The 20,966-nt window shown below is 40.9% G+C and carries 20 protein-coding genes, 12 tRNA genes and 1 rRNA gene; 1 reads left to right on the forward strand and 32 read right to left on the reverse strand.

Going from position 1 to position 20,966, the window contains the following annotated elements:
* Positions 1 to 24: 24 nt before the first annotated feature.
* On the reverse strand, positions 25 to 588 hold the full coding sequence (gene rnmV, locus ACXYSN_RS05295) for a ribonuclease M5 (RefSeq protein WP_458625385.1): 564 nt from the start codon (positions 586 to 588) through the stop codon (positions 25 to 27).
* Entirely contained in the window at positions 585 to 1,361 is a 777-nt protein-coding gene (locus ACXYSN_RS05300; RefSeq protein ID WP_458636393.1) for a TatD family hydrolase, read from the reverse strand. Before ACXYSN_RS05300 ends, rnmV begins: the two co-directional genes overlap by 4 nt.
* Positions 1,362 to 1,517: 156 nt before the next feature.
* Here ACXYSN_RS05300 and ACXYSN_RS05305 point away from each other — a divergent pair, with 156 nt between their 5' ends.
* Complete coding sequence (locus ACXYSN_RS05305) at positions 1,518 to 3,362, forward strand: APC family permease (RefSeq protein ID WP_458636394.1); 1,845 nt, start codon at positions 1,518 to 1,520, stop codon at positions 3,360 to 3,362.
* A gap of 182 nt (positions 3,363 to 3,544) precedes the next feature.
* Here ACXYSN_RS05305 and rpmH read toward each other — a convergent pair whose 3' ends face one another.
* The 30 genes from rpmH to rrf form a co-directional block, all read right to left on the reverse strand.
* A complete protein-coding gene (rpmH, locus tag ACXYSN_RS05310; RefSeq protein WP_000831905.1) occupies positions 3,545 to 3,679 on the reverse strand; it encodes a 50S ribosomal protein L34 in 135 nt (44 codons plus the stop codon).
* A 144-nt stretch (positions 3,680 to 3,823) separates the two neighbouring features.
* Complete coding sequence (locus ACXYSN_RS05315) at positions 3,824 to 5,038, reverse strand: pyridoxal phosphate-dependent aminotransferase (protein ID WP_458636395.1); 1,215 nt, start codon at positions 5,036 to 5,038, stop codon at positions 3,824 to 3,826.
* A gap of 472 nt (positions 5,039 to 5,510) precedes the next feature.
* Positions 5,511 to 6,971: a glutamate--tRNA ligase gene (gene gltX / locus ACXYSN_RS05320; RefSeq protein WP_458636396.1), complete on the reverse strand. Its 1,461-nt coding sequence runs from the start codon at positions 6,969 to 6,971 to the stop codon at positions 5,511 to 5,513.
* A gap of 131 nt (positions 6,972 to 7,102) precedes the next feature.
* Complete coding sequence (locus ACXYSN_RS05325; protein WP_061564458.1) at positions 7,103 to 8,452, reverse strand: glucose-6-phosphate isomerase; 1,350 nt, start codon at positions 8,450 to 8,452, stop codon at positions 7,103 to 7,105.
* 170 nt (positions 8,453 to 8,622) lie between these two features.
* Positions 8,623 to 9,312: a gamma-glutamyl-gamma-aminobutyrate hydrolase family protein gene (locus ACXYSN_RS05330; RefSeq protein ID WP_049528328.1), complete on the reverse strand. Its 690-nt coding sequence runs from the start codon at positions 9,310 to 9,312 to the stop codon at positions 8,623 to 8,625.
* A gap of 288 nt (positions 9,313 to 9,600) precedes the next feature.
* Positions 9,601 to 11,367 carry an ABC transporter ATP-binding protein gene (locus tag ACXYSN_RS05335; protein ID WP_458636397.1) on the reverse strand — a complete coding sequence of 589 codons (1,767 nt, stop codon included), beginning with the start codon at positions 11,365 to 11,367 and terminating at the stop codon, positions 9,601 to 9,603.
* A 1-nt stretch (position 11,368) separates the two neighbouring features.
* Positions 11,369 to 13,075: an ABC transporter ATP-binding protein gene (locus ACXYSN_RS05340; protein ID WP_458636398.1), complete on the reverse strand. Its 1,707-nt coding sequence runs from the start codon at positions 13,073 to 13,075 to the stop codon at positions 11,369 to 11,371.
* A 191-nt stretch (positions 13,076 to 13,266) separates the two neighbouring features.
* A complete protein-coding gene (locus tag ACXYSN_RS05345) occupies positions 13,267 to 13,968 on the reverse strand; it encodes a histidine phosphatase family protein (RefSeq protein WP_441348607.1) in 702 nt (233 codons plus the stop codon).
* A 99-nt stretch (positions 13,969 to 14,067) separates the two neighbouring features.
* On the reverse strand, positions 14,068 to 14,505 hold the full coding sequence (gene comGG / locus ACXYSN_RS05350) for a competence type IV pilus minor pilin ComGG (RefSeq protein ID WP_441348608.1): 438 nt from the start codon (positions 14,503 to 14,505) through the stop codon (positions 14,068 to 14,070).
* Positions 14,483 to 14,944 carry a competence type IV pilus minor pilin ComGF gene (comGF, locus tag ACXYSN_RS05355; RefSeq protein ID WP_441348609.1) on the reverse strand — a complete coding sequence of 154 codons (462 nt, stop codon included), beginning with the start codon at positions 14,942 to 14,944 and terminating at the stop codon, positions 14,483 to 14,485. The genes comGG and comGF overlap by 23 nt, the downstream gene beginning before the upstream one ends.
* The gene (comGE, locus tag ACXYSN_RS05360) at positions 14,907 to 15,209 is read right to left on the reverse strand and encodes a competence type IV pilus minor pilin ComGE (RefSeq protein WP_178895505.1); all 303 of its coding nucleotides are present in this window, start codon (positions 15,207 to 15,209) and stop codon (positions 14,907 to 14,909) included. Before comGE ends, comGF begins: the two co-directional genes overlap by 38 nt.
* Positions 15,172 to 15,606 carry a competence type IV pilus minor pilin ComGD gene (comGD, locus tag ACXYSN_RS05365; protein ID WP_441348610.1) on the reverse strand — a complete coding sequence of 145 codons (435 nt, stop codon included), beginning with the start codon at positions 15,604 to 15,606 and terminating at the stop codon, positions 15,172 to 15,174. The genes comGE and comGD overlap by 38 nt, the downstream gene beginning before the upstream one ends.
* Positions 15,569 to 15,892: a competence type IV pilus major pilin ComGC gene (gene comGC, locus ACXYSN_RS05370; RefSeq protein WP_441348611.1), complete on the reverse strand. Its 324-nt coding sequence runs from the start codon at positions 15,890 to 15,892 to the stop codon at positions 15,569 to 15,571. The genes comGD and comGC overlap by 38 nt, the downstream gene beginning before the upstream one ends.
* A complete protein-coding gene (gene comGB / locus ACXYSN_RS05375) occupies positions 15,893 to 16,936 on the reverse strand; it encodes a competence type IV pilus assembly protein ComGB (protein ID WP_441348612.1) in 1,044 nt (347 codons plus the stop codon). It abuts the gene before it with no gap.
* Positions 16,860 to 17,798, reverse strand: coding sequence for a competence type IV pilus ATPase ComGA (gene comGA, locus ACXYSN_RS05380; RefSeq protein ID WP_458636399.1), 939 nt, complete (start codon positions 17,796 to 17,798; stop codon positions 16,860 to 16,862). The genes comGB and comGA overlap by 77 nt, the downstream gene beginning before the upstream one ends.
* Before the next feature lie 51 nt (positions 17,799 to 17,849).
* Positions 17,850 to 18,227: a DUF1033 family protein gene (locus ACXYSN_RS05385; RefSeq protein WP_006150119.1), complete on the reverse strand. Its 378-nt coding sequence runs from the start codon at positions 18,225 to 18,227 to the stop codon at positions 17,850 to 17,852.
* Positions 18,228 to 18,393: 166 nt separating this feature from the next.
* Positions 18,394 to 19,545, reverse strand: coding sequence for an N-acetylglucosamine-6-phosphate deacetylase (gene nagA, locus ACXYSN_RS05390; RefSeq protein ID WP_458636400.1), 1,152 nt, complete (start codon positions 19,543 to 19,545; stop codon positions 18,394 to 18,396).
* A 254-nt stretch (positions 19,546 to 19,799) separates the two neighbouring features.
* Positions 19,800 to 19,883: transfer RNA gene (locus ACXYSN_RS05395), tRNA-Leu, on the reverse strand.
* A 9-nt stretch (positions 19,884 to 19,892) separates the two neighbouring features.
* Positions 19,893 to 19,964, reverse strand: a tRNA-Gln gene (locus ACXYSN_RS05400).
* Positions 19,965 to 19,977: 13 nt separating this feature from the next.
* Positions 19,978 to 20,050: transfer RNA gene (locus tag ACXYSN_RS05405), tRNA-His, on the reverse strand.
* A 12-nt stretch (positions 20,051 to 20,062) separates the two neighbouring features.
* Positions 20,063 to 20,133 (reverse strand) — tRNA-Trp (locus ACXYSN_RS05410).
* Positions 20,134 to 20,139: 6 nt separating this feature from the next.
* Positions 20,140 to 20,220 (reverse strand) — tRNA-Tyr (locus tag ACXYSN_RS05415).
* A gap of 16 nt (positions 20,221 to 20,236) precedes the next feature.
* Positions 20,237 to 20,309, reverse strand: a tRNA-Phe gene (locus ACXYSN_RS05420).
* A gap of 4 nt (positions 20,310 to 20,313) precedes the next feature.
* A tRNA-Met gene (locus ACXYSN_RS05425) sits at positions 20,314 to 20,387 on the reverse strand.
* 10 nt (positions 20,388 to 20,397) lie between these two features.
* A tRNA-Ser gene (locus ACXYSN_RS05430) sits at positions 20,398 to 20,487 on the reverse strand.
* Positions 20,488 to 20,494: 7 nt separating this feature from the next.
* A tRNA-Glu gene (locus tag ACXYSN_RS05435) sits at positions 20,495 to 20,566 on the reverse strand.
* Positions 20,567 to 20,580: 14 nt separating this feature from the next.
* A tRNA-Ile gene (locus ACXYSN_RS05440) sits at positions 20,581 to 20,654 on the reverse strand.
* Between the two features lie 33 nt (positions 20,655 to 20,687).
* Positions 20,688 to 20,758 (reverse strand) — tRNA-Gly (locus ACXYSN_RS05445).
* Between the two features lie 5 nt (positions 20,759 to 20,763).
* Positions 20,764 to 20,836, reverse strand: a tRNA-Val gene (locus tag ACXYSN_RS05450).
* 4 nt (positions 20,837 to 20,840) lie between these two features.
* Positions 20,841 to 20,956: ribosomal RNA gene (gene rrf, locus ACXYSN_RS05455) — 5S ribosomal RNA — on the reverse strand.
* Positions 20,957 to 20,966 lie beyond the last annotated feature (10 nt).

Genomic DNA, 20,966 nt, shown 5'->3' on the forward strand with positions numbered 1-20,966 from the left:
CCCCCTACATTTTGGGGGAGTTTCTCAATTCTCATATGATTTCATGGCATCTTCAACTTCAGCTAAACGGATGCCAAATAATTCCAAACGCTTGAGAAGTTGCTTCCCATTGGAATAACCGATACGAAGATTCTCTCCTAGATATTCTCTGCGTTTTCGGCTGTCTGCTCCAGCTAGAAACCCTAATCGAATCAAGTCACTACGGCTAATATCAAAATCACTTTCTACTTCAAATTGCTCTGTCACTTGTTCCAGTGCTATTTTCAAGTCTTCGTAGCTAGCGTGTTCGATTCCTAGAGAACGCCCCTTGGTCTTGGACTTAGGCACTGCCTCATCACGTTTGAGAAAGGCGTGCTGAACTGTCGGAATAGCTGTCATAATCATCCGACGGATTCTTTCCCCATTAAAGTCAGGATCTGTAAAGACAATCACCCCATGACGTTCATGTAGACGTTGGATTCGTTCAAGATCCTGCTCATTGATAGCGGAGCCACGAGTCTCATAGGTCTCCACATCAAAATAACGTTTAAGATTGGCCGTATCATCGCGTCCTTCAACTACGATGACTTGGGAAATTTTCTCCTTCATGATTTATGTTCCAATCCAAAGATGCCTTCAGCATTAGCACTTGTCACAGTAGCTAATTCTTCTGTTGTCATGCCACGTAGTTCCGCGATAAAGTCCACTACATAGCGCGTGTAAGCTGTCTTGTTTTCGCGACCACGCTTGGGTACTGGGGCTAAATAAGGCGCATCTGTCTCTACCAAAATCTTATCCAAAGGTAACTCTTTGGCTGCTTCCTGAATATCTGTTGCCTTCTTGAAGGTCACGACTCCAGAAAAAGAAATGGTCATACCTAGCTCCACAAACTTTTCAGCCCACTCTAGAGAACCTGAGAAGGAATGCATAATCCCACCTCGAGGACCAACGCCCTCACTCTTAATAATCTCATAGGTATCTTCTAGCGCATCACGGGTATGAACTACAAAAGGCAAGTCCATTTCCTTTGATAGCTGAATCTGACGACGGAAAACCTTCTCTTGAACTTCTTTAGGCGCTGTCATCCAGTGATAGTCCAAACCAATCTCACCCAAGGCAACAACTTTGGGATGTTTTAGTTTCTCCAACAGATAATTCTCAACATCCTCTGTATAGGTCCCTGCCTCTGTTGGATGCCATCCAATTGTCGCATAGAGTTGGTCATACTTGTCCACCAATTCTAAAGCACGCTCAATAGTCGGTTTGTCAAAACCAACAATATTCATCCGAGTCACACCCATTTCAGCTGCTAAGGCAAGCTCTTCTTCTTCACGTCCCAAAAATTCCTCTATATTTAAATGTGTATGTGTATCAAAAATCATTTATATTCCCTCGTTTTTTCTACCTTCTATTATACCAAAAAAACTAGTCGCATTCTTATAGGAAAAAAATATTTTGAAATCAATCATTTTCCCTTGACGGTATTTTTTCATAGCAGTATAATAGCTCTTGTTAAAATTTTCAAAAAAGGAAAGAAAATGTTTACAAAACTAAAATATACCTTTATCGGTCGTCCTCTCAAGTCCTTAACTGAAGGTGAAGGAGGGCTACTTGGAAAAACACAGGCACTTGCAATGCTCTCAAGCGATGCCCTTTCATCTATCGCCTATGGACCTGAGCAGGTCGTCCTTGTCTTGGCTAGTCTTTCTCCCCTTGCTATTTGGTGGAGTCTCCCTATCGGCATTTTTGTCCTCTTGCTACTTGCTAGTCTAACCATTTCTTACCGACAAATCATTCACGCCTACCCTCAAGGTGGGGGTGCCTATATGGTAACACGAGAAAATCTTTCTCCTGAGCTCGGTTTGATTGCTGGGGGAAGTCTGCTTGTTGACTACATGCTGACAGTAGCCGTATCTGTGGCTGCAGGTGCGGATGCAATCACTGCTGCACTTCCCGCACTCCATCCCTACAACCTCCACATCTCCATTTTTTTGGTCTGTTTGCTCATGCTTTTGAATCTGCGAGGCTTGAGGGAATCTGCTAGTTCGCTGATGATCCCTGTCTATCTCTTTATCTTTAGTACGGTCTTCCTCTTATTGTTTGGTATTTTCCAACTATTGACAGGTTCTCTCAGCTATCATGCAACTTCTGCAATTGGTCAAACTGTCCCAAGTCTCTCAATTGTCCTGATTTTAAGAGCCTTTACCAGCGGTTCAGCTTCATTAACCGGGGTTGAAGCAATCTCAAATGCTGTTCCATTTTTCAAAACTCCCAAAGAGAAAAACGCAGCTCAAACACTGACCATCATGTCTCTGATCCTTGGATTTCTCTTTGCAGGAATTACCTTCCTAAACTACTGGATGGGGATTACTCCTCAACACGGAGAAACAATCCTCTCACAAATGGCTAAAGGAATTTTAGGGGATTCAGCTCTCGGTCAAGTTGTTTATTATCTCTTCCAATTTTCAACAGCTCTCATCCTAGCCGTCGCTGCAAATACTGGTTTTTCGGCCTTTCCGATGTTAGCTTACAATATGGCCAAGAACAAGTACATGCCCCATCTCTTTATGGAGAAGGGAGATCGCTTAGGATACTCAAACGGGATCCTAACCTTGGCCTTTGGCGCTATGATTCTTCTGCTCATTTTTAACGGAAATACAGAACGCTTGATTCCTCTTTATACTATTGGAGTTTTCGTACCTTTTGCACTTTCTCAAACAGGGATGATTCGTCACTGGAAAAAAGAAAAAGGCTCTCATTTCTTAAAATCTGCCTTTGCAAATATCCTTGGAGCCATCATTTGTTATGCTATCGTTCTCATTCTACTCTTCTTCAGACTTGGAGATATCTGGCCCTTCTTCCCAATTATCCTAGTCTTAACCTTCCTCTTTTTGTCCATCCACAGTCATTACCAAAAAGTGGCCAAACAGCTTCGCCTTTATGAAGGAATTCAAAAGAAAACCTACGATGGCAATGTCGTCCTTGTCTTGGTGGGAAATGTGACTCGAGTCAGCGTCGGAGCAATTAATTACGCTCAAAGCATAGGAGATGAGGTTTTGGCTATGCATATTTCCACCAAGGAAACGGAGGAAAAAGACCAAAAAATCCTTCAAGAATTCGCTGACTACTTCCCAAATATCACTCTAAAAAACATTACTACTAGCTATCGCGATATCATCACACCAACCGTTCGCTATGTCCGAAAAATATCTCAAGAAGCCAAGAAAAAGAACTACACAGTTACAGTTCTAGTACCCCAATTTATCCCTAACAAACCTTGGCAAAATATCCTACACAATCAAATGAGCCTCAAATTAAAATATGCTCTCAGATGGCACGAAGATGTCGTCGTAGCTAGCTACTCTTATCATTTGAAAGAATAAAGAAAAGCTCAAAATCAGAAATTCACCTTCTGGTTTTGAGCTTTTTTCTATATGTCGTCTTTCCAATACATCTTCTAAAGGTTTTATTCTAAAACAGGTATTTTAGAAAATTCACTTTTTTAGGCAACAGAAAAGTCAGTAGGCTCGAGTTCCTACTGACTTCTTTGTTTAATACGTTTGGATTATGCAGCCAAAACTTTGCGTCCTTTGCGACGACGAGCTGCCAATACGCGACGACCGTTTTTAGTTGACATACGGTTACGGAATCCGTGTTTGCGCGCACGACGAAGTTTACTTGGTTGATAAGTACGTTTCACGATGAATACCTCCTCATAGATTTTGTATTCGTTTAGCCGGCTATAAAGTGATCAGTTACTAAACATACTTTACTATTCTATCTGATTCTTACTTATTTGTCAATAGCTCTGACAAATGTTTCCAGCTTTTTTACTATGAAAGCCTTATCTACGATACTGCTTCAAGAAACGAGTCATCTTCTCTTGGATTTGGGCTAACTCATCGACACGTGGAAGATAAACAATACGGAAGTGGTCTGGATCTTTCCAGTTAAAGCCACGCCCATGTACTAAAAGCACCTTTTCTTGTTTCAAGAAATTAAGGACAAATTGTTCATCATCGTCGATACGGTACATATTACGATCAATCTTAGGGAAGATATAAAGACCTGCTTTTGGTTTAACAGCAGACAAACCAGGAATATCTTGAATCGCATTATAAATAAAGTTTCTTTGCTCGTAGATGCGACCACCTGGTAAGAGCAATTCATCCACCGACTGATGACCACCAAGGGAGGTTTGAACTACCTGCTGGGCAAGTACATTCGAACAGAGGCGCATATTTGAAAGCATATTGAGACCTTCAATGTAGCCTTTTACGTGATGTTTAGGTCCAGACAAGACCATCCATCCTACACGGAATCCAGCGATACGGTGAGATTTAGACAAACCATTCATGCTGACGCAGAAAAGGTCTGGAGCCAAACTTGCTACTGGTGTGTGGACATTGCCATCCATAACCATACGGTCGTAGATTTCATCTGCAAAGATAATCAAGTCATTTTGACGAGCAATCTCAATGATATCTAGCAAGAGTTCTTTGGGATAAAGAGCCCCAGTTGGATTATTTGGATTGATCAACACAATAGCCTTGGTATTTGAACTAATCTTAGACTTGATATCATCTAGGTCTGGATACCATTTAGCTTCTTCATCACAGAGGTAGTGTACGGCATTTCCTCCAGCCAAGCTAACCGCTGCTGTCCAAAGAGGATAGTCAGGCATAGGAACCAAAACTTCATCGCCGTTATCCAAAAGCCCCTGCATAGACATAACAATTAGCTCACTAACCCCATTTCCAAGGTAGATATCATCGATACCTACATTAGGGAAATTTTTTAGTTGGCAATATTGCATAATCGCTTTACGGGCTGAAAAGATTCCTTTAGAATCTGAATAACCTTCGCTATCTCGCGCATTCATAATTAGGTCATGAATGACCTCATCTGGTGCCGTAAAACCAAACTCAGCTGGATTTCCTGTGTTCAAACGGAGAATTTTTTCTCCATTTGCACGCATACGCATGGCTTCTTCCAAAACTGGACCACGAATATCATAAGCCACATGTTCTAATTTTATTGATTTATTAAATTCTTTCATTTGAGTTCCTCTATTCATCAGGATAGTTAATATTATACCACTCCAAAACGAAATCGTAAATTTCCTAGCGCTTTTCCTCAAAAAAACCTTGCTTAACGCAAGGTACAGAGCAAGGTCGATTTCTTTCTGTATTTGGAGAAGAAAGAATTGATAGGTTCTCTAAATAATGGCCAATAGCGACCAAAATCCTTATAGAAAAACTCTTGTGATCGAAAACAAAGTCTTTGTAATGGATGGTATCTGCATGGCCGAAAGAATCTCTCCTCCCGTCCAGCAAAACGCAAAGAAAAAATAAGTAGACTCACCAACATTAAATGTAATGTCCGGGCTAATACGAGTCTCATTGTAAAGAATATACCATCTCATTACTTTATTTCCCTTGCCCTGTCACCTCATATTATACAATAAAATCTTTGCATTTTCAAATAAGTATACACAAAAAGAACTCAATATATGAGTTCTTTTTAAGGCACTATTTTGCAATTTCTTCCAACATTTTTTCAATGTGTTGGATAGATTTTTCACGTCCAAGCAAGTAGATGGTGTCTGGCAATTCAGGACCATGCATTTCACCTGAAACGGCAATACGGATAGGCATGAAGAGGTTCTTCCCTTTGATACCTGTTTCTTTTTGGACTGCTTTGATTTGTGGGAAGATATTTTCTACCACAAACTCTTCATCTGACATGGCTTCAAGCTTAGCTTTGAAAGATTCAAGTACCGTTGGCACTGTTTCACCAGCCATGACTTCTTTCTCAGCTTCTGTCAATTCTGGGAAGTCTGAGAAGAAGAGGTCTGTCAATGGAACGATTTCATCCACTGACTTCATTTGTGGTTTGTAGAGTTCCACCAATTTTTCAGCCTTGTCTGTCAAACGTCCTGCTTCTTCGAGGAATGGTTTGGCCATTTCAAAGATGGTCGCAAGATCCGCATTCTTGATATACTCATTGCTCATCCAGTCCATTTTCTTTTGGTCGAAGGCTGCTGGAGACTTGCTGAGGCGGTTTTCATCAAAAAGTTTGATCAGTTCTTCGCGAGAGAAGATTTCGTCTTCCCCACCAGGATTCCAACCAAGCAGAGCGATAAAGTTAAAGACTGCTTCTGGAAGGTAGCCTTTCTTCCGGTAATCTTCGATAAATTGAAGGGTGTTGGTATCACGTTTAGACAACTTCTTACCAGTTTCAGAGTTGATAATCAAGGTCATGTGACCAAATTCTGGTGCTTCCCAACCAAGAGCTTCATAGACCATGAGCTGTTTTGGTGTATTAGCAATATGGTCGTCTCCACGGATGACGTGAGAGATTTGCATATCGTGGTCATCGATTACAACGGCAAAGTTGTAAGTTGGGTATCCATCTTTCTTTTGGATGACCCAGTCACCACCGATATTGCCACCTTCAAATTCGATATCACCTTTGACCATATCATGCCATTTGTAGATACCTGACTCATTGACTGCCAAACGAACCGTTGGAATCACACCTGCTGCTTCACGTTCTGCGATATAAGCTGCTTTTTCTTCTTCGCTCATGCCAAGGTATTCGTTGATGTAGCGAGGTGTTTCACCAGCTGCTTCTTGGCGTTCACGTTCTGCTGCCAACTCTTCTTCTGTAACGTAAGATTTGTAGGCTTTTCCTTCGGCTAGCAATTGGTCAATGTATGTTTGATAGAGTTCCAAACGCTCTGATTGGCGGTAATTTTCATGCGTTTCAGGACTTTCATCCCAGTCCATACCCAACCAACGAAGGTTTTCAAGCTGGGAACGTTCTCCGTCTTCGACGTGACGCTTGCGGTCCGTATCTTCGATACGGATGATAAAAGTTCCACCATGGTGGCGAGCATACAAGTAGTTAAACAATGCTGTACGGGCATTTCCGATGTGTAGTAGTCCTGTTGGACTTGGTGCATAACGCACACGAATATCTTTTGACATATCTTCTCCTATAAAATATCTAGGCGTCTGCCTTTTTGCTCTCTATATTATATCACAAGTCGTGCCAGAGTCCAATTTCTCTTTTCGAGAAATAGTAAAAAGAGTGGTAAAACCACTCTTTATTAAATCTATTATAGACGAGCGTTGAGTTCTTTGCTCAATTCTTCAAAACCTGGTTTACCAAGAAGGGCAAACATGTTACGTTTGTATGCTTCAACACCTGGTTGGTCAAATGGGTTGATAGCATTCAAGTAACCTGAAAGGGCGATAGCCAATTCGAAGAAGTAGATAGTGTAACCAAGAGTGAAGGCGTCTTGCTCAGGAAGAGTCACGTACATGTTTGGTACGTCACCGTCAGTGTGGGCAAGAAGAACACCGTCAGTTGCTTTTTTGTTAACGAAGTCAACGTCTTTTCCTTGAAGGTAACCAAGTCCGTCAAGGTCTTCTTCCAAAGTAGGGATGATCACGTTCTTACGAGGTTTGTCAACGCGGACAACTGTTTCAAACATGATACGAGTTCCTTCTTGGATAAATTGACCCAATGAGTGCAAGTCTGTTGAGAAGTTAGCTGAAGTTGGGTAAATACCTTTTTGGTCTTTCCCTTCTGACTCACCAGCCAATTGTTTCCACCATTCTGAGAAGTATTGAAGAGATGGCTCGTAGTTTACCAAGATTTCAGTTGCATAACCTTTACGGTAAAGGATGTTACGAACAGCTGCATATTGGTAAGCTTCGTTTTCTGAAAGTTTGTCTGAAGTGTAGTCTTTACGGGCAGCATTCGCACCTTCCATAAGGGCTTTGATGTCTGCACCTGATGCAGCGATTGGAAGCAAGCCAACTGCAGTCAATACTGAGAAGCGTCCACCGATATCATCTGGAACTACAAAAGTTTCCCAACCGTTAGCATCTGCTTCAACCTTAACAGCACCTTTTTGGCGGTCAGTTGTTGCATAGATACGTTTATTTGCTTCTTCTTGTCCGTATTTCTTAACCAAGAGTTCTTTAAAGACACGGAAAGCAATCGCTGGTTCAGTTGTTGTACCTGATTTAGAAATCACGTTTACTGAGAAGTCTTTGTCTGCAACATACTCTACCAAGTCAGCAAGGTAAGTAGATGAGATTGAGTTTCCAGCATAAAGGATTTGTGGAGCTTTGCGTTCTTCTTTTGTTTGCAAGTTTGCAAAGTGGTGGTTCAAGAAGTCAATGGCAGCTTTCGCTCCAAGGTATGATCCACCAATACCGATAACGACCAAAACATCGCTGTCTGCTTTGATTTGTTCAGCAGCTTTCAAGATGCGGTCAAATTCTTCGCGGTCATAGTTTTCAGGAAGGTCCAACCAACCCAAGAAGTCGCTACCAGCACCAGTTCCTTTACGGATCAATTCGTCTGCTGCTGTAACTTGTGCTTGCATGTATTCCACTTCATGTGGTGCAACAAATTTGTCTAATACTTTTGAATAATCAAATTTAATATGTGACATAGTATTCCTCCAATATTTCTTCTTTTCTATCATAACGCTTACCTTGAATTTTTTCAAGTTTTTATACTGAATTTTTCCAAATTTTATCATAATTCAAACGTTTGCGTAAAAAATATTACAATATTAAAATTTGAAGAAGCAAAACAAAAAAACGACTAGATTTCTAGTCGTTACAATTCATTCAATAAATACTCAAATAATTCTAAGTTGCCATCTTCTTCATTGACCAGAAATTCTGGATGCCACTGCAAGCCGATAATGCGGTGTTCATCGATAGATTCGATTGCTTCAACAGTTTGGTCACGTGGATCTACAGCCGTCACACGGAAATTTGGTGCCAAGTCTTTAATGCTCTGACGGTGCACTGAGTTTACTTGACTTTCTTTACCAAACAATTTTGACACAACACTTCCCTCAACTGTCTCAATGGAATGTGAAGTCCCAAAGGGTAGACCTTGCCAATGACCTTCAATCTCCTGATTGAGTGTACCACCAAAGGCAACATTGACAAGCTGAACCCCACGGCAAATGGCTAAGATTGGCTTATTCTGACGCAAGGCTTCTTGTAGAAGAGCGAGCTCAAACTCATCACGAGCTAGGTTATAATCATCACTATCAATCGTTTTTTCCTCACCATAAAACTGAGGGTGAACATTTTGTCCCCCAGTCAAGATGAGCTTATCAATCATTTCTACATAGTCATGGACCACCGACTCATCACCAACCGGAATGACCAAAGGAAGTCCGCCAACCTGACGAATACTCTCAGCAAATTTACAAGAGACTGATGAATGAATATTTTTACCTTCTGCGTCCACGGGACATAGATTTGCTGCAACTCCAACAACTGTTCTTGCCATTACTGATTTCCTTTCATCTTCTATTGATAATCTTATCTTATCATCCTTCCCCACTCCTGTCTAATATGTATTTTTTAAGTCCGTGATAAATTTTTTTTATAAGAAAAAGTTGCCCAAAATTAGGACAACTTTTTTGCTTATACTCAATGAAAATCAAAGAGCAAACTAGGTAGCTAGCCGCAGGTTGCTCAAAACACAGTTTTGAGGTTGTGGATAGAACTGACGAAGTCAGTAACACATATACGGCAAGGGGACGCTGACGTGGTTTGAAGAGATGTTCGAAGAGTATTATTCAAAGACAAATTGATTGTGATAAAGTTCGGAGTAAAAGCCTCCAAGCTTGAGCAATTCGTGATGGTTTCCTTGCTCAATAACTTCACCGTCCTTAAGGACAATAATCTGATCTGCATTGAGAATGGTTTTTAAGCGATGGGCAATTACAAAGCTAGTTCTTCCTGCCACGATAGCTTCCATGGCATTTTGAATCTTACTTTCTGTTACAGTATCAACGTTTGATGTTGCCTCATCCAAGATTAAGACCTGTGGATCTGTCATCAAGGTACGAGCAATAGAAATCAACTGCTTCTGACCGGTCGAGAAGACACTTTGGTCATCATCAATCAATGTATCATACTTGTCTGGCAAACTTTCGATATATTCATGGATATGCGTGGCCTTGGCTGCTGCTTCAACCATTTCTTGACTGGCATCTGGGACACCAAAACGAATATTGTCCCGAATAGTTCTGCTAAACAAAACAGAATCCTGTAAGACAATTCCAACCTTGCTTCGCAAACTATCTAAATCAAATTCGCGGATATCTCTACCATCAAAACTGATACTACCTGCATCCACATCATAAAAACGATTGATGAGGTTCATGATGGTTGTTTTCCCCGAACCTGTCGGACCAACCACTGCAATCATTTCCCCTTTTGGAGCTGAAATGCTAACATCTTTCAGAATCGGTTTTCCTGGCAGGTAGGAGAAGTCTATGTTACGAATCTCCACCCCATCTTTTAATTCGCTAAAGGCTGGAGCATCTTGAGGGCGAATTTCTTCCTCTGCATCAAACATTTCTTGGATACGGTCTGCACCTGTAAAGGCCAGTTGCAAACTCCCCCAGCTCGCCGCTAATTGGATAATGGGTTGGTAATACTGTTGCGAAAACTGGGTAAACATGACAATCAAACCAAGTGCTGTTGCTGTCTCGATTTTCTTATCATTCAGCAATACAGCTGAACCTACAAAAATAACGACTGCTGTATTGACCAAACTCATTCCGTTCATGACAGGAAAGAGAATTCCTGAGAACATTCTTCCCTTAAAGGTTGCTTTTCGAACCCGTTCATTTTGCTCGACAAAACCAGCAATCACATCTTCTTGGATACCTTGAACGATAACTGCTTTTTGTCCAGAGATACTCTCATCCATATAAGCATTGAGTTTCCCAACTTCTTTTTGTTGGAGGTTGGTGTATTTCCGCGCTAGCTTTAAGATAAAGAACAACATGACAACTGCTATCGGAGTGCTAGCAGTCGTAATCAAAGCCAAGGTAACATTTTTTGCAAACATGACAATCAGCAAGCCAATATAAAGGGCAATATTAGTCATAACAGACACCAGGCTTTCATTAAAAGCTTGGAGGATATTATCCAAATCACTGGTAAAACGTGACAGGATATCCCCATCTTGATGACGGTCAAAGAAGGAAACGGTCAAGCGAGAAAGCTTGCCAAAAAGCCCCTTACGCATTTCATTTGTCGATTCGGCAATAATACGGCTCATCAAGACCATATAGATGAGACTAGATACTACTAAAACAATCAAAATATAGGCAAGATTAATAAGGAGTCCGTATAGACTTTGCCAAACCATATCTGAATTTCCATTTTGATAGGCTATAACCAAATTAGCCAGCTCTGTGACTGTTTGACCTGCAAAAACTGGAAAGAGGGCTTGTGCTACCGTTGCAATGATAATCATAGTGATAACAACGACAAAGGATATCTTGTAAACTTTAAAATAGTTCCAAAAAAATCGAAATGTCTTCATCCTACTCCTCCTTTCCTTTTTGCGTTTCGTAAATTTCTCGATAAACTGGGTTTGTTGCAACCAAGTCAGCGTGTTTGCCTTGACCAATCAAACGGCCTTGATCAAGCACTAAAATTTTATCCGCATGAACAACAGAGCTTATTTTTTGGGCGATGATAATCGTAGTTGTCCCCTTCAAATCCTTGTTAAGGGCTTCTTGAACCAAGCGTTCTGATTTGGCATCAAGTGCAGAGGTTGAATCATCGAAAATCAATATTTTAGGATTGCTGACAATCCCACGCGCAATAGACATTCGTTGTTTTTGTCCACCAGAAAAGTTGGTCCCACGTTCCTCGACCGGACTTTCAAAAGCCAAGTCCATGCGACTGATAAATTCACTAGCTTGTGCGATACGAGCTGCGCGTTCCATTTCTGAAACTGTTGCATCTCCTTTCCCTTGTCTGAGGTTATCTGCGATGGTTCCACTAAAAAGAATGGCTCTTTGTAGGACGATAGAGACTGTCTTGCGAAGTGTCCCTTCGCTAACTGTACGAATGTCCTTTCCTCCAATCTTGATAGAACCTTGCTGAGGATCAAACAGTCGTGGAATCAACTGAGCCAAGGTTGATTTCCCTGCACCGGTTGCTCCGACAACCCCAACCATCTCACCAGCTGCGATATCAAAGGAAACATCTTTTAGGATAGGTTCTTCATCATTTGGATAGGTGAAGGTTACATTTTCAAAACTGAGACTTCCTTCCAATTCTTCATCTTCCACATCCTTAAAAGTCATAGCTGGTACTGTATCAAGGATTTCACGAATACGACGGAGGGAAATCATGGCACGAGTGACTGAGTTCCCCAAAAATCCGACCATAACGATAGTAAAGATAATCTGACTCAAATAGTTCACGAAGGAAGCAATGGAACCAACCACTGAAGGATCTGACTCTGCCATACCTGCTACAAGCCAGATTGAAAGAAAGACAGCACCGTAAGAAATCAACATCATTGCAGGTTGAACAATAGAAAAAGCATAGCCGATATAAAGGTTTTCTCCCAGCAACTCATCTGACACTTGCGTAAACTTATTAAACTGATCTTTCTCTCGAACAAAAGATTTGACCACGCGCACACCACGTAAATTTTCTTTTGCAATAGCATTGATACGCTCTAATAAGGTCTGGAATTTTGCAAAGCGAGGCCCCATCATTCCCATCATAAGACCCGTCATAGCAACGATCAAAACGACCATAAGAACCAGCACCCACCACAACGAAGGCAAGGTGACAACAGCCAATATAAAGGAACCAATAAATAAAATCGGTAGTCGAAAGAGGATTTGGAAGGTCATCATAACGACGTTTTGAATCTGATTGATATCGTTGGTCATACGGACAACGAGGTTCCCTGCATTAAATTTCTCAATATTAGCGTATGAAAAAGTTTGAATCTTACGAAAGGCATCTTCCCGTAAGTCTGACGAAACTCCCTGAGCAATGTAGGCTGCTAATACAACATTAATTCCACCTGCGACTAGACCAATCAAGGCAACCAGGATTAACCAAAAACCGATATTGTAAATAACTTCATTATCTCCTGCTAGCAAGGCCTCTAAAACTTCCTGCAAATAACGTGGTTGCAGGAGTGAACTCGTTACCATTAGACCTGTCATAATTAAGGAAGCCAGAGCCTGCCATTTATAGGCTTTTATTTTCTGAAACAGCATATTTCCCCCTTATAAGATAGACAAAAGGGAACGACAGCTCTGTCAGTCCCTTCTTATGCTTTCATGTTGATGCTATTCTAACAAAAAAGAATGCTATTGTCAAAGCACTCAGCTCTCGCAAGCTTGTGCAATGACGACATCAGCATTCTATTAAATCATTTAAAAAAATCTTCTGCCTTTGTAGAGAATGTTTATTGCTCTGAACTAGCTTGCTCTTCTAACTTAGCTCGACCAATTTCACGGTAGCTACGGTCCCCAACAATCTTAACTGAGAACTGACCATCTTCATACTCAAGAATCGTCACACTTCCATTATCAAGACCATGCGGATGCATGCCGTTAATTAAATAAACAATGGTACCAATAGTCATTCCATGGCTGACTACGAGAGCATTCCCACCCCCATTAGCTTCCATTTCCTTGGCAATGGCTTCAAAACCTTCCCAGATACGACCACTTAGTTTTTCCCAGCCTTCAGCCCAACCTGCTGTGTCTACTTCTACCAGACCTTCAGCTAGCTCCGCATAGGACAAACGATGCACATGATCGACATTAAAGATACGAGGAATAATCCCCATAAAAAGATCTCCATCATAAGCACCATCAAAACTACCAAAGCACCATTCACGAATTCGCTTATCCATGCGATAAGGAATTTGCCCTGTCAAACCAAGTTCTTCAAGGATAATTCCCATTGTCTGAATGGTCCGCCCAGAATCGCTTGAATAAGCACGTTCAAAGGTTAAACCTGACTCCCGCAAACCAATCCCCAATTCATGAATGCCTCGTTCTCCCTCAGCTGTTAGAGGAGTATCACTCCAACCTTGAGCACGACCGATTGTATTAAACATTGTTTTCCCATGACGTACTAGATACAATTTTACACCTGACATATTCCGTCCTCCATATGTATCTATTATAGCATAATTTTAGACAAAAACCTCGTCCTAACTCACTGGCCTTCAACCTTACAACTGAAGCAAAAATCCAAGCTATTCTGTATCTTTCTTTGAAGGAGTAACTTCAGAAGACTTTGCAGTTTCTTTTTTCACCTGTTCTTCTTTTTTCTCCTCATTTCCTTCTTTGGACTTATTTTCTGTCTTCTTAGTCTTTTTATCGGTCTTTTTCAAAGGAGAAAAGTGAAATTCAAACTGATTTTTTCCTGTGTTAACAATCGTTGTAAAACCCTTTTGGTCATTACGATAAGTTGCCTTTCCTGCATTAAATGACTGGACTCCATTTTCAGAATTAGCCTTTTCATAGGTTCTCTTAGCCATTGCGAATGCAAGAAGCTTTTCTTTATTAAGGGCATAATCCTGATGATGTGCTACTTGCCGATTTAGATAAAACTGCAACAAAAGACTAAAAATTCCAGCAATAGTAATAGCGTATAGGAGAACTCCTGCTCTAACTTTTTTCTTTTTCAACACGATAGATAAATTCCCTCTCTAGTCCCTTTTCAAACTGAAAGTGAAAGTGCAGCTCCTGCCCTTTTTCTTGAATTCGAGCTGATTTTAGACCGTAGACCATGGGTTGATAACCACGTCCACTAGCATCTGTTTTCCGAAAATCATTTGACTTTGATTTACCCATGGCAATGGGTTTGCCTTCCTGTTTAAGGTGAAGCCTATCATTCTCCACTTTTTCAAATTGGGCTCGATTCAACTCTGCTTCCAGCTGATCCACAAATAAGAGCCATTCCTTCTGCTCACTTTTCTGCTGGTAGCGAACTTCTGAAACCAAGAGTTGACTCATAGATTGAAAAAGAAGTAAACTCCCACTAATCACAATAAGAGCAACCAGGGATTCTAAAAGAGTAAAGGCTCTGACTCTACTTATCTTGAATCGCCAGTAATTTCTCCGTTCCATGGTATACCTCCAAACCTCGCTCATTCGAGACAACATGAACCGTAAGGCCATTGACAGTCAACTCCTTTTGTCCAGTCTGCAAAGCCATACGAGCCACTCGCAAAACTTCTTCCTGTTTTAGAAGTTCTACTTCTCTTTTTCTACTTTCTTGAATTTGTCCCAGTAAGAGAGTTGCTATACTGGCAAAAATAGCTAGTGAAATCACTGCTTCCAGTAAAATAACCGCCTTAATTTTTTGCTTCTTGAATACGTTTAATCTTTCCATTTCCTAGATATAGTTGGTATCGAACCACTTCTTTCCTTGTTTGAAATCTCACGCTGGCCAGAGACGAATTCCCACCAGACTTGTCAAAGGAAATTGACTGATTGGACTGTAGTTGAATTCCTTTAGGGATGGTTAATTTATGATAGCCATTTCCAATACTTCTCTCTTCTAACATTAAGTTGATCTTTTGCTGACTAGCCAGACTTCGCTTCTGCGTTTCCCGATAAAGTTCCTCAAACTCCATAAAGAAAATCTGCTCCTCTACAGTCTCAAAAGTCGACTGAACTGAACTCGACAAACCCACGACTAACAGACTAACAATCCCTAATACCAATAGACTTTCTAACATGGTAAAAGCCTTAATCCGCAACTGTTTGACTTGTATTTTGTTTTGCATGGTATTCTTTATAGGCTTTTGCCTGCTCAGCAGTGATACGTCCATCTGCCTGTAATTTGCTTAGACTGGCATCTTCATTTTTATCTAGAGTATAGAGTTCAGCTTGGCTTTCTACCACCTTGACGACTGCTGCTTTACCTTTGTCATTGACTGCATCCTTTTGCTTAGTTAGGTTTGGCACAAACAGTAAGAGTAGAACACTAATGATGAGCAATACGACTAACATTTCTACCAGTGTGAAAGCTTTAACCTTGGCTTCTTTTAATTTCATCAACATTTTTTTCATCTAAAAATTTACCTCCATATTTTGATACATTGGCAGCAACATGGCTGCGTACAATAAAACGATTAGCAGAGCTACAAAAATAAAGACCAGGGGTTGAACTAAGTTCATCGTACGATTAACTCGGGTAAAGAAGGATTCCCACGTTTTTTCCGCATAGATTTCCAATTCGCTTCCCAACTTGGACTTGACTTCTCCATATTCAATGATTAGTCCCAACTCTCTTCTAAAAAAAGGATAATTCCGCACAACCATAGAAAATTCATGCCCATTTTGCAAGGACAGGGATAAATCATGTCCGATTTCCTTAAAAAGAGGATTTCCTTGCTCCTGCATCATCTGAAAAATTTGTGATAGCTCCAGACCTTGACCAATCATATTACCCCATTCTCGAGCATAATAGGCCGTCAGATAATACTGAACAAATACACCTAGAAAGGGAATTTTAGCTAGAAAAGAAAAGACTTGTATCTTCTTAGATTTTCTGTAAAATATCAGTCCTGTTAAAGATACAAGACCTAACGCTAGAACAATCCCAAGAAAAATTTGTGGTAGATTACTAATCACTAAGGTAGCTATGTTACTACTATCCAGCTGAGGCAAGAGATAATTCCTCAAACCCAACATAATAAGCAATAAGAAAGCTAACAAAATGATTGGATAGGTCGCAACTTCGATTAACTTTTTCTTGACCTTAGCAAGATTATCAAGATACTCCTCAATTTTCCCTAAACTCAAATGAAGATTCCCATGTACTTCAGCTAAGGAAAGTTGCGTGACAATTGAACTTGAAAAACCTAAAATCCCCATCATTTCCGAGAAGGATTTTCCCTGCGAGAGTCCTAGACGCATCTGCGATACATATTCCTTTTCCAACAAATGACTTCTATCTAAGAAGGAAATGATCTCTACCAAGTGAAAACCACTCGAAAATAAATTGTTAAAGAGAGTGATGATTTTCTTCTGCTTACTAGTGGCTAATTTTCTCCGTTTCAGCTTGAATGGTAGTGATATGTCCTTCTTTAAGAAGTTGGTCAATTTGTTCATTCCATTTGTTTGCCTGGTGTTCCTGATAATTTTGGTTTGCAAAATCGATAATTCCTCCTCCCCCAATTAGTCTCTGGTAACAAACGCCTTGTAAAACAACTGCGAGTTCATCTTCACTAACTCCAAGTTCTACAAGGCGCTCATAGACCCCACGAACACTCTTTGCATGAATAGTCGAGAATACTGTAGCCCCTGTTAAACTGGCTCGTACAACAGCACGGGCTGTTTCACTATCCCGAATTTCTCCAATAATTAAAAGGTCTGGACGATGCCGTAGGGAGAGTTTTATCAAATTTTCATAGTTCAGCCCAATTGCTTCATTAAGTTGTAATTGTAGCATCTCTTCTTGCTTAATCTCGACTGGATCTTCAATCGACATAACCTGCTGTCCTTTAAACAATGACTTGGCTAATTCATGCATCAAAGTAGTTTTGCCACTTCCTACGGGGCCTGCAAAAAGATAAAGCCCGCGTTGCCTAAAGCCCTTTTTCAGTTCCTTAAGATCGTGAAACCAAAAGTGTAACTCACGTTCTTGGTCATGTAAAAGTCGGATTACTAGACTCTCGTATCCACGATAATCTCCTACAGTTGATAAACGGAGTGAAGAGACCTTGTCGCCATGATGATAGTCGCAGGAGCCAAGCTGACTACGTCGTTTTTCACCAACATTCATCCCTGCGATGAACTTAAAATGACTTATGACAGCGCCTACTTTTTCAAAATCATAGGTATCAATTAGACGTCTTTCATCTCCAATTCGCATATGTAGCTCATAAACCTGATTCTTGGGAACAAAATAAATGTCCTGCGCTCCATTCTTTTTTGCGAGACTAATCAATTCTTGTGCAAGTGCTTGTACCATATTTCCTCCTCAGTTTATTATTCGAAGAAAATATAAAAAAGAACAACTTTATTAAAAAGTTGTTCTATCTTTTTTGATACGACAAGTTCGGTGAATATCTAAACCAGTTTGTTTTTCATAACCAGGTCTAAACTTTTCGTCTGGGATGACTTGACCATCTTCCAGTAGAGCAAGCGAATGGTACTGTTGCAGAAAGTCATCACATTCCTCACACCAACGTTTATCTTCTGGATCCCAAAATATAGTCATTAAGTCTCCACGACTTTTGTAAAGCGGAATTTTCTTTTCCAGCTCAAACCAACAAGATTTATAGTACTTCAAAGCGTCATAGTAATTTTCAAATTTCTTACTCTTTATGACGTCTTCTTCCCATCCTTCTATGAACCACCAAGGCTCAAAATCCCCATACATTTCTATAACTCGATACATAGTTTCATTTCCTTTGTATCGTATATTATAGCGAATTTTTTTGCACAATGAAAGAAATTTGCTCGTTTTCAGTAACAGCCATAAAGTCTTCCTAATTTACGAAATCACACAAGAAATACAGCTAACAAAAAAAACAGCAACTAAGACTAGTCACTGCTTTATATTTCTATGCTTGATAACGTTTTTCACCGTCAAGATATGTTGCTACCAATTCCAAATCTTTATCAAGAACGATAAAGTCAGCATCGTAACCCTCACGGATTTGTCCACAGACATCATCAATATGAACAGATTTTGCAGGATTCAAACTTGCCATCATGACAGCTTCGTGAGGATTTGCAATCCCCCATTCAACAACATTTTTCAAACCATCTTTAAGTTTGAGAATAGAACCTGCCAAGTTCCCTGTAGATTTAAGACGAGCAGTCCCATCCGCTACTACTACTGGGAATTCTCCTAACATATAGTCACCATCTTGTAAACCACCAGCTGTCATACAGTCTGTAATAAGAGCAATATTTTCAGTACCCTTTTGTTTAAGAAGAATATCACAGGCCTTAGGATCCACATGGTGACCATCACAGATCAATTCTGCATAAGTGTGTGGCAATTCATACATAGCACCAACCATTCCAAGTTCACGATGAGTCAAGCCACGCATACCGTTATAGGCATGAACCCATACACTTGCACCAGCATCAACAGCATGTTTAGCTTCCTCAAAAGTTGCATTAGAGTGACCAAGAGCAACCGTTACACCTTCTCCAGTAATAGCACGAACAAAGTCTTCTACACCTTCACGTTCTGGAGCAAGAGCAATCTTATTAAGAAGACCATTAGCAGCCTTCTGCCAAGCACGAAATTCATCCATTCTAGGATCTTTCATATAAGCAGGGTTTTGAGCTCCCTTATATTTTTCAGTAAAGTAAGGTCCTTCAAAATAAATACCACGAATCTTAGCCCCAGTTGCTTCTTTGTAGCGGGCACCAATATTTTCAGTAACAGCAAGTAATTGTTCGTATGATGAAGTTAAAGTTGTTGGCAAAAAGCTGGTTACACCCGTACTAAGTAGACCCTCACTCATTGTATGAAGCGTACCTTCAATGTTATTATCCATAACATCAACCCCACCAAAACCATGAATGTGAGTATCCACAAGACCTGGTGCAATACTATAACCACTATAATCAATAATTTCAGAACCTTCTGGCACTTGATCTACATGTTTACCAAATTTTCCTTCAACAAGTTCTAAGAAACCGCCACGACGAACCCCATGCGGATAGAAAAATTGATCAGCTTTAATATATTTAGGCATAATCTTTACCTCCATAAAACAATTTTCTGATATTTATTATGTCAATTACATTATAAACCTTTATAATTAATTTGTAAATGGTATAGACCTATCTTAGTTAAAAATAATGTGAAATAATTGAAGATTTAGTAAAAATAAAGTAAAAAATATCAATAAAGGTGAAATTTATGAAAAGTAATTTTAAGTAACTATGAGAAAAAAATTGGAAGAAAAAATAAAAAAGACAAAGTCCGAAAACCTTGTCTGTATTACTATACCGGCGGCCGGGGTCGAACCGGCACGTCCTTGCGGACACTGGATTTTGAGTCCAGCGCGTCTGCCAATTCCGCCACGCCGGCAAATAGTAACTGGGGTAGCTGGATTCGAACCAACGCATGAGGGAGTCAAAGTCCCTTGCCTTACCGCTTGGCTATACCCCAATAATATAAAATAGGCGAGTGATGGGGATCGAACCCACGCATGCCAGAGCCACAATCTGGTGTGTTAACCACTTCACCACACCCGCCATATTATTAAACACGGGCAGTAGGAATTGAACCCACACTGAAGGTTTTGGAGACCTTAGTTCTACCTTTAAACTATGCCCGTAGAGGATGGAAGGGGAGGGATTCGAACCCCCGAACCCGAAGGAGCGGATTTACAGTCCGCCGCGTTTAGCCTCTTCGCTACCCTTCCGTATGTTATAAAAATATGGCGCGAGACGGAATCGAACCGCCGACACATGGAGCTTCAATCCATTGCTCTACCAACTGAGCTACCGAGCCAATATTGCGGGAGCAGGATTTGAACCTACGACCTTCGGGTTATGAGCCCGACGAGCTACCGAGCTGCTCCATCCCGCGTTAATAATAAAGGAGGATGTGGGATTCGAACCCACGCACGCTTTTACACGCCTGACGGTTTTCAAGACCGTTCCCTTCAGCCGGACTTGGGTAATCCTCCAACAAAATAGTCCGTACGGGATTCGAACCCGTGTTACCGCCGTGAAAAGGCGGTGTCTTAACCCCTTGACCAACGGACCATAGTTATAAAAAATGGGCACGAGTGGACTCGAACCACCGACCTCACGCTTATCAGGCGTGCGCTCTAACCACCTGAGCTACGCGCCCAAGTCAAAAACTTGGTACTTGAACAAAGTTCAAAGCGGGTGACGAGAATCGAACTCGCGACAACAGCTTGGAAGGCTGTAGTTTTACCACTAAACTACACCCGCTTAAATGGGAGTTAACGGGATCGAACCGCTGACCCTCTGCTTGTAAGGCAGATGCTCTCCCAGCTGAGCTAAACTCCCTAGAGCTAAGCGACTTCCATATCTCACAGGGGGCAACCCCCAACTACTTCCGGCGTTCTAGGGCTTAACTTCTGTGTTCGGCATGGGTACAGGTGTATCTCCTAGGCTATCGTCACTTAACTCTGAGTAA

The organism is Streptococcus sp. V869, assembly GCF_054353515.1.

Excerpts from the sequence above, each read along its gene's own strand:
- rnmV (WP_458625385.1), bottom strand. The coding sequence starts at position 588 with ATGAAGGAGAAAATTTCCCAAGTCATCGTAGTTGAAGGACGCGATGAT.
- ACXYSN_RS05300 (WP_458636393.1), bottom strand. The coding sequence starts at position 1,361 with ATGATTTTTGATACACATACACATTTAAATATAGAGGAATTTTTGGGA.
- ACXYSN_RS05305 (WP_458636394.1), top strand. The coding sequence starts at position 1,518 with ATGTTTACAAAACTAAAATATACCTTTATCGGTCGTCCTCTCAAGTCC.
- ACXYSN_RS05315 (WP_458636395.1), bottom strand. The coding sequence starts at position 5,038 with ATGAAAGAATTTAATAAATCAATAAAATTAGAACATGTGGCTTATGAT.
- gltX (WP_458636396.1), bottom strand. The coding sequence starts at position 6,971 with ATGTCAAAAGATATTCGTGTGCGTTATGCACCAAGTCCAACAGGACTA.
- ACXYSN_RS05325 (WP_061564458.1), bottom strand. The coding sequence starts at position 8,452 with ATGTCACATATTAAATTTGATTATTCAAAAGTATTAGACAAATTTGTT.
- ACXYSN_RS05330 (WP_049528328.1), bottom strand. The coding sequence starts at position 9,312 with ATGGCAAGAACAGTTGTTGGAGTTGCAGCAAATCTATGTCCCGTGGAC.
- ACXYSN_RS05335 (WP_458636397.1), bottom strand. The coding sequence starts at position 11,367 with ATGAAGACATTTCGATTTTTTTGGAACTATTTTAAAGTTTACAAGATA.
- ACXYSN_RS05340 (WP_458636398.1), bottom strand. The coding sequence starts at position 13,075 with ATGCTGTTTCAGAAAATAAAAGCCTATAAATGGCAGGCTCTGGCTTCC.
- ACXYSN_RS05345 (WP_441348607.1), bottom strand. The coding sequence starts at position 13,968 with ATGTCAGGTGTAAAATTGTATCTAGTACGTCATGGGAAAACAATGTTT.
- comGF (WP_441348609.1), bottom strand. The coding sequence starts at position 14,944 with ATGGAACGGAGAAATTACTGGCGATTCAAGATAAGTAGAGTCAGAGCC.
- comGE (WP_178895505.1), bottom strand. The coding sequence starts at position 15,209 with ATGGAAAGATTAAACGTATTCAAGAAGCAAAAAATTAAGGCGGTTATT.
- comGD (WP_441348610.1), bottom strand. The coding sequence starts at position 15,606 with ATGCAAAACAAAATACAAGTCAAACAGTTGCGGATTAAGGCTTTTACC.
- comGC (WP_441348611.1), bottom strand. The coding sequence starts at position 15,892 with ATGAAAAAAATGTTGATGAAATTAAAAGAAGCCAAGGTTAAAGCTTTC.
- comGB (WP_441348612.1), bottom strand. The coding sequence starts at position 16,936 with ATGAACAAATTGACCAACTTCTTAAAGAAGGACATATCACTACCATTC.
- comGA (WP_458636399.1), bottom strand. The coding sequence starts at position 17,798 with ATGGTACAAGCACTTGCACAAGAATTGATTAGTCTCGCAAAAAAGAAT.
- ACXYSN_RS05385 (WP_006150119.1), bottom strand. The coding sequence starts at position 18,227 with ATGTATCGAGTTATAGAAATGTATGGGGATTTTGAGCCTTGGTGGTTC.
- nagA (WP_458636400.1), bottom strand. The coding sequence starts at position 19,545 with ATGCCTAAATATATTAAAGCTGATCAATTTTTCTATCCGCATGGGGTT.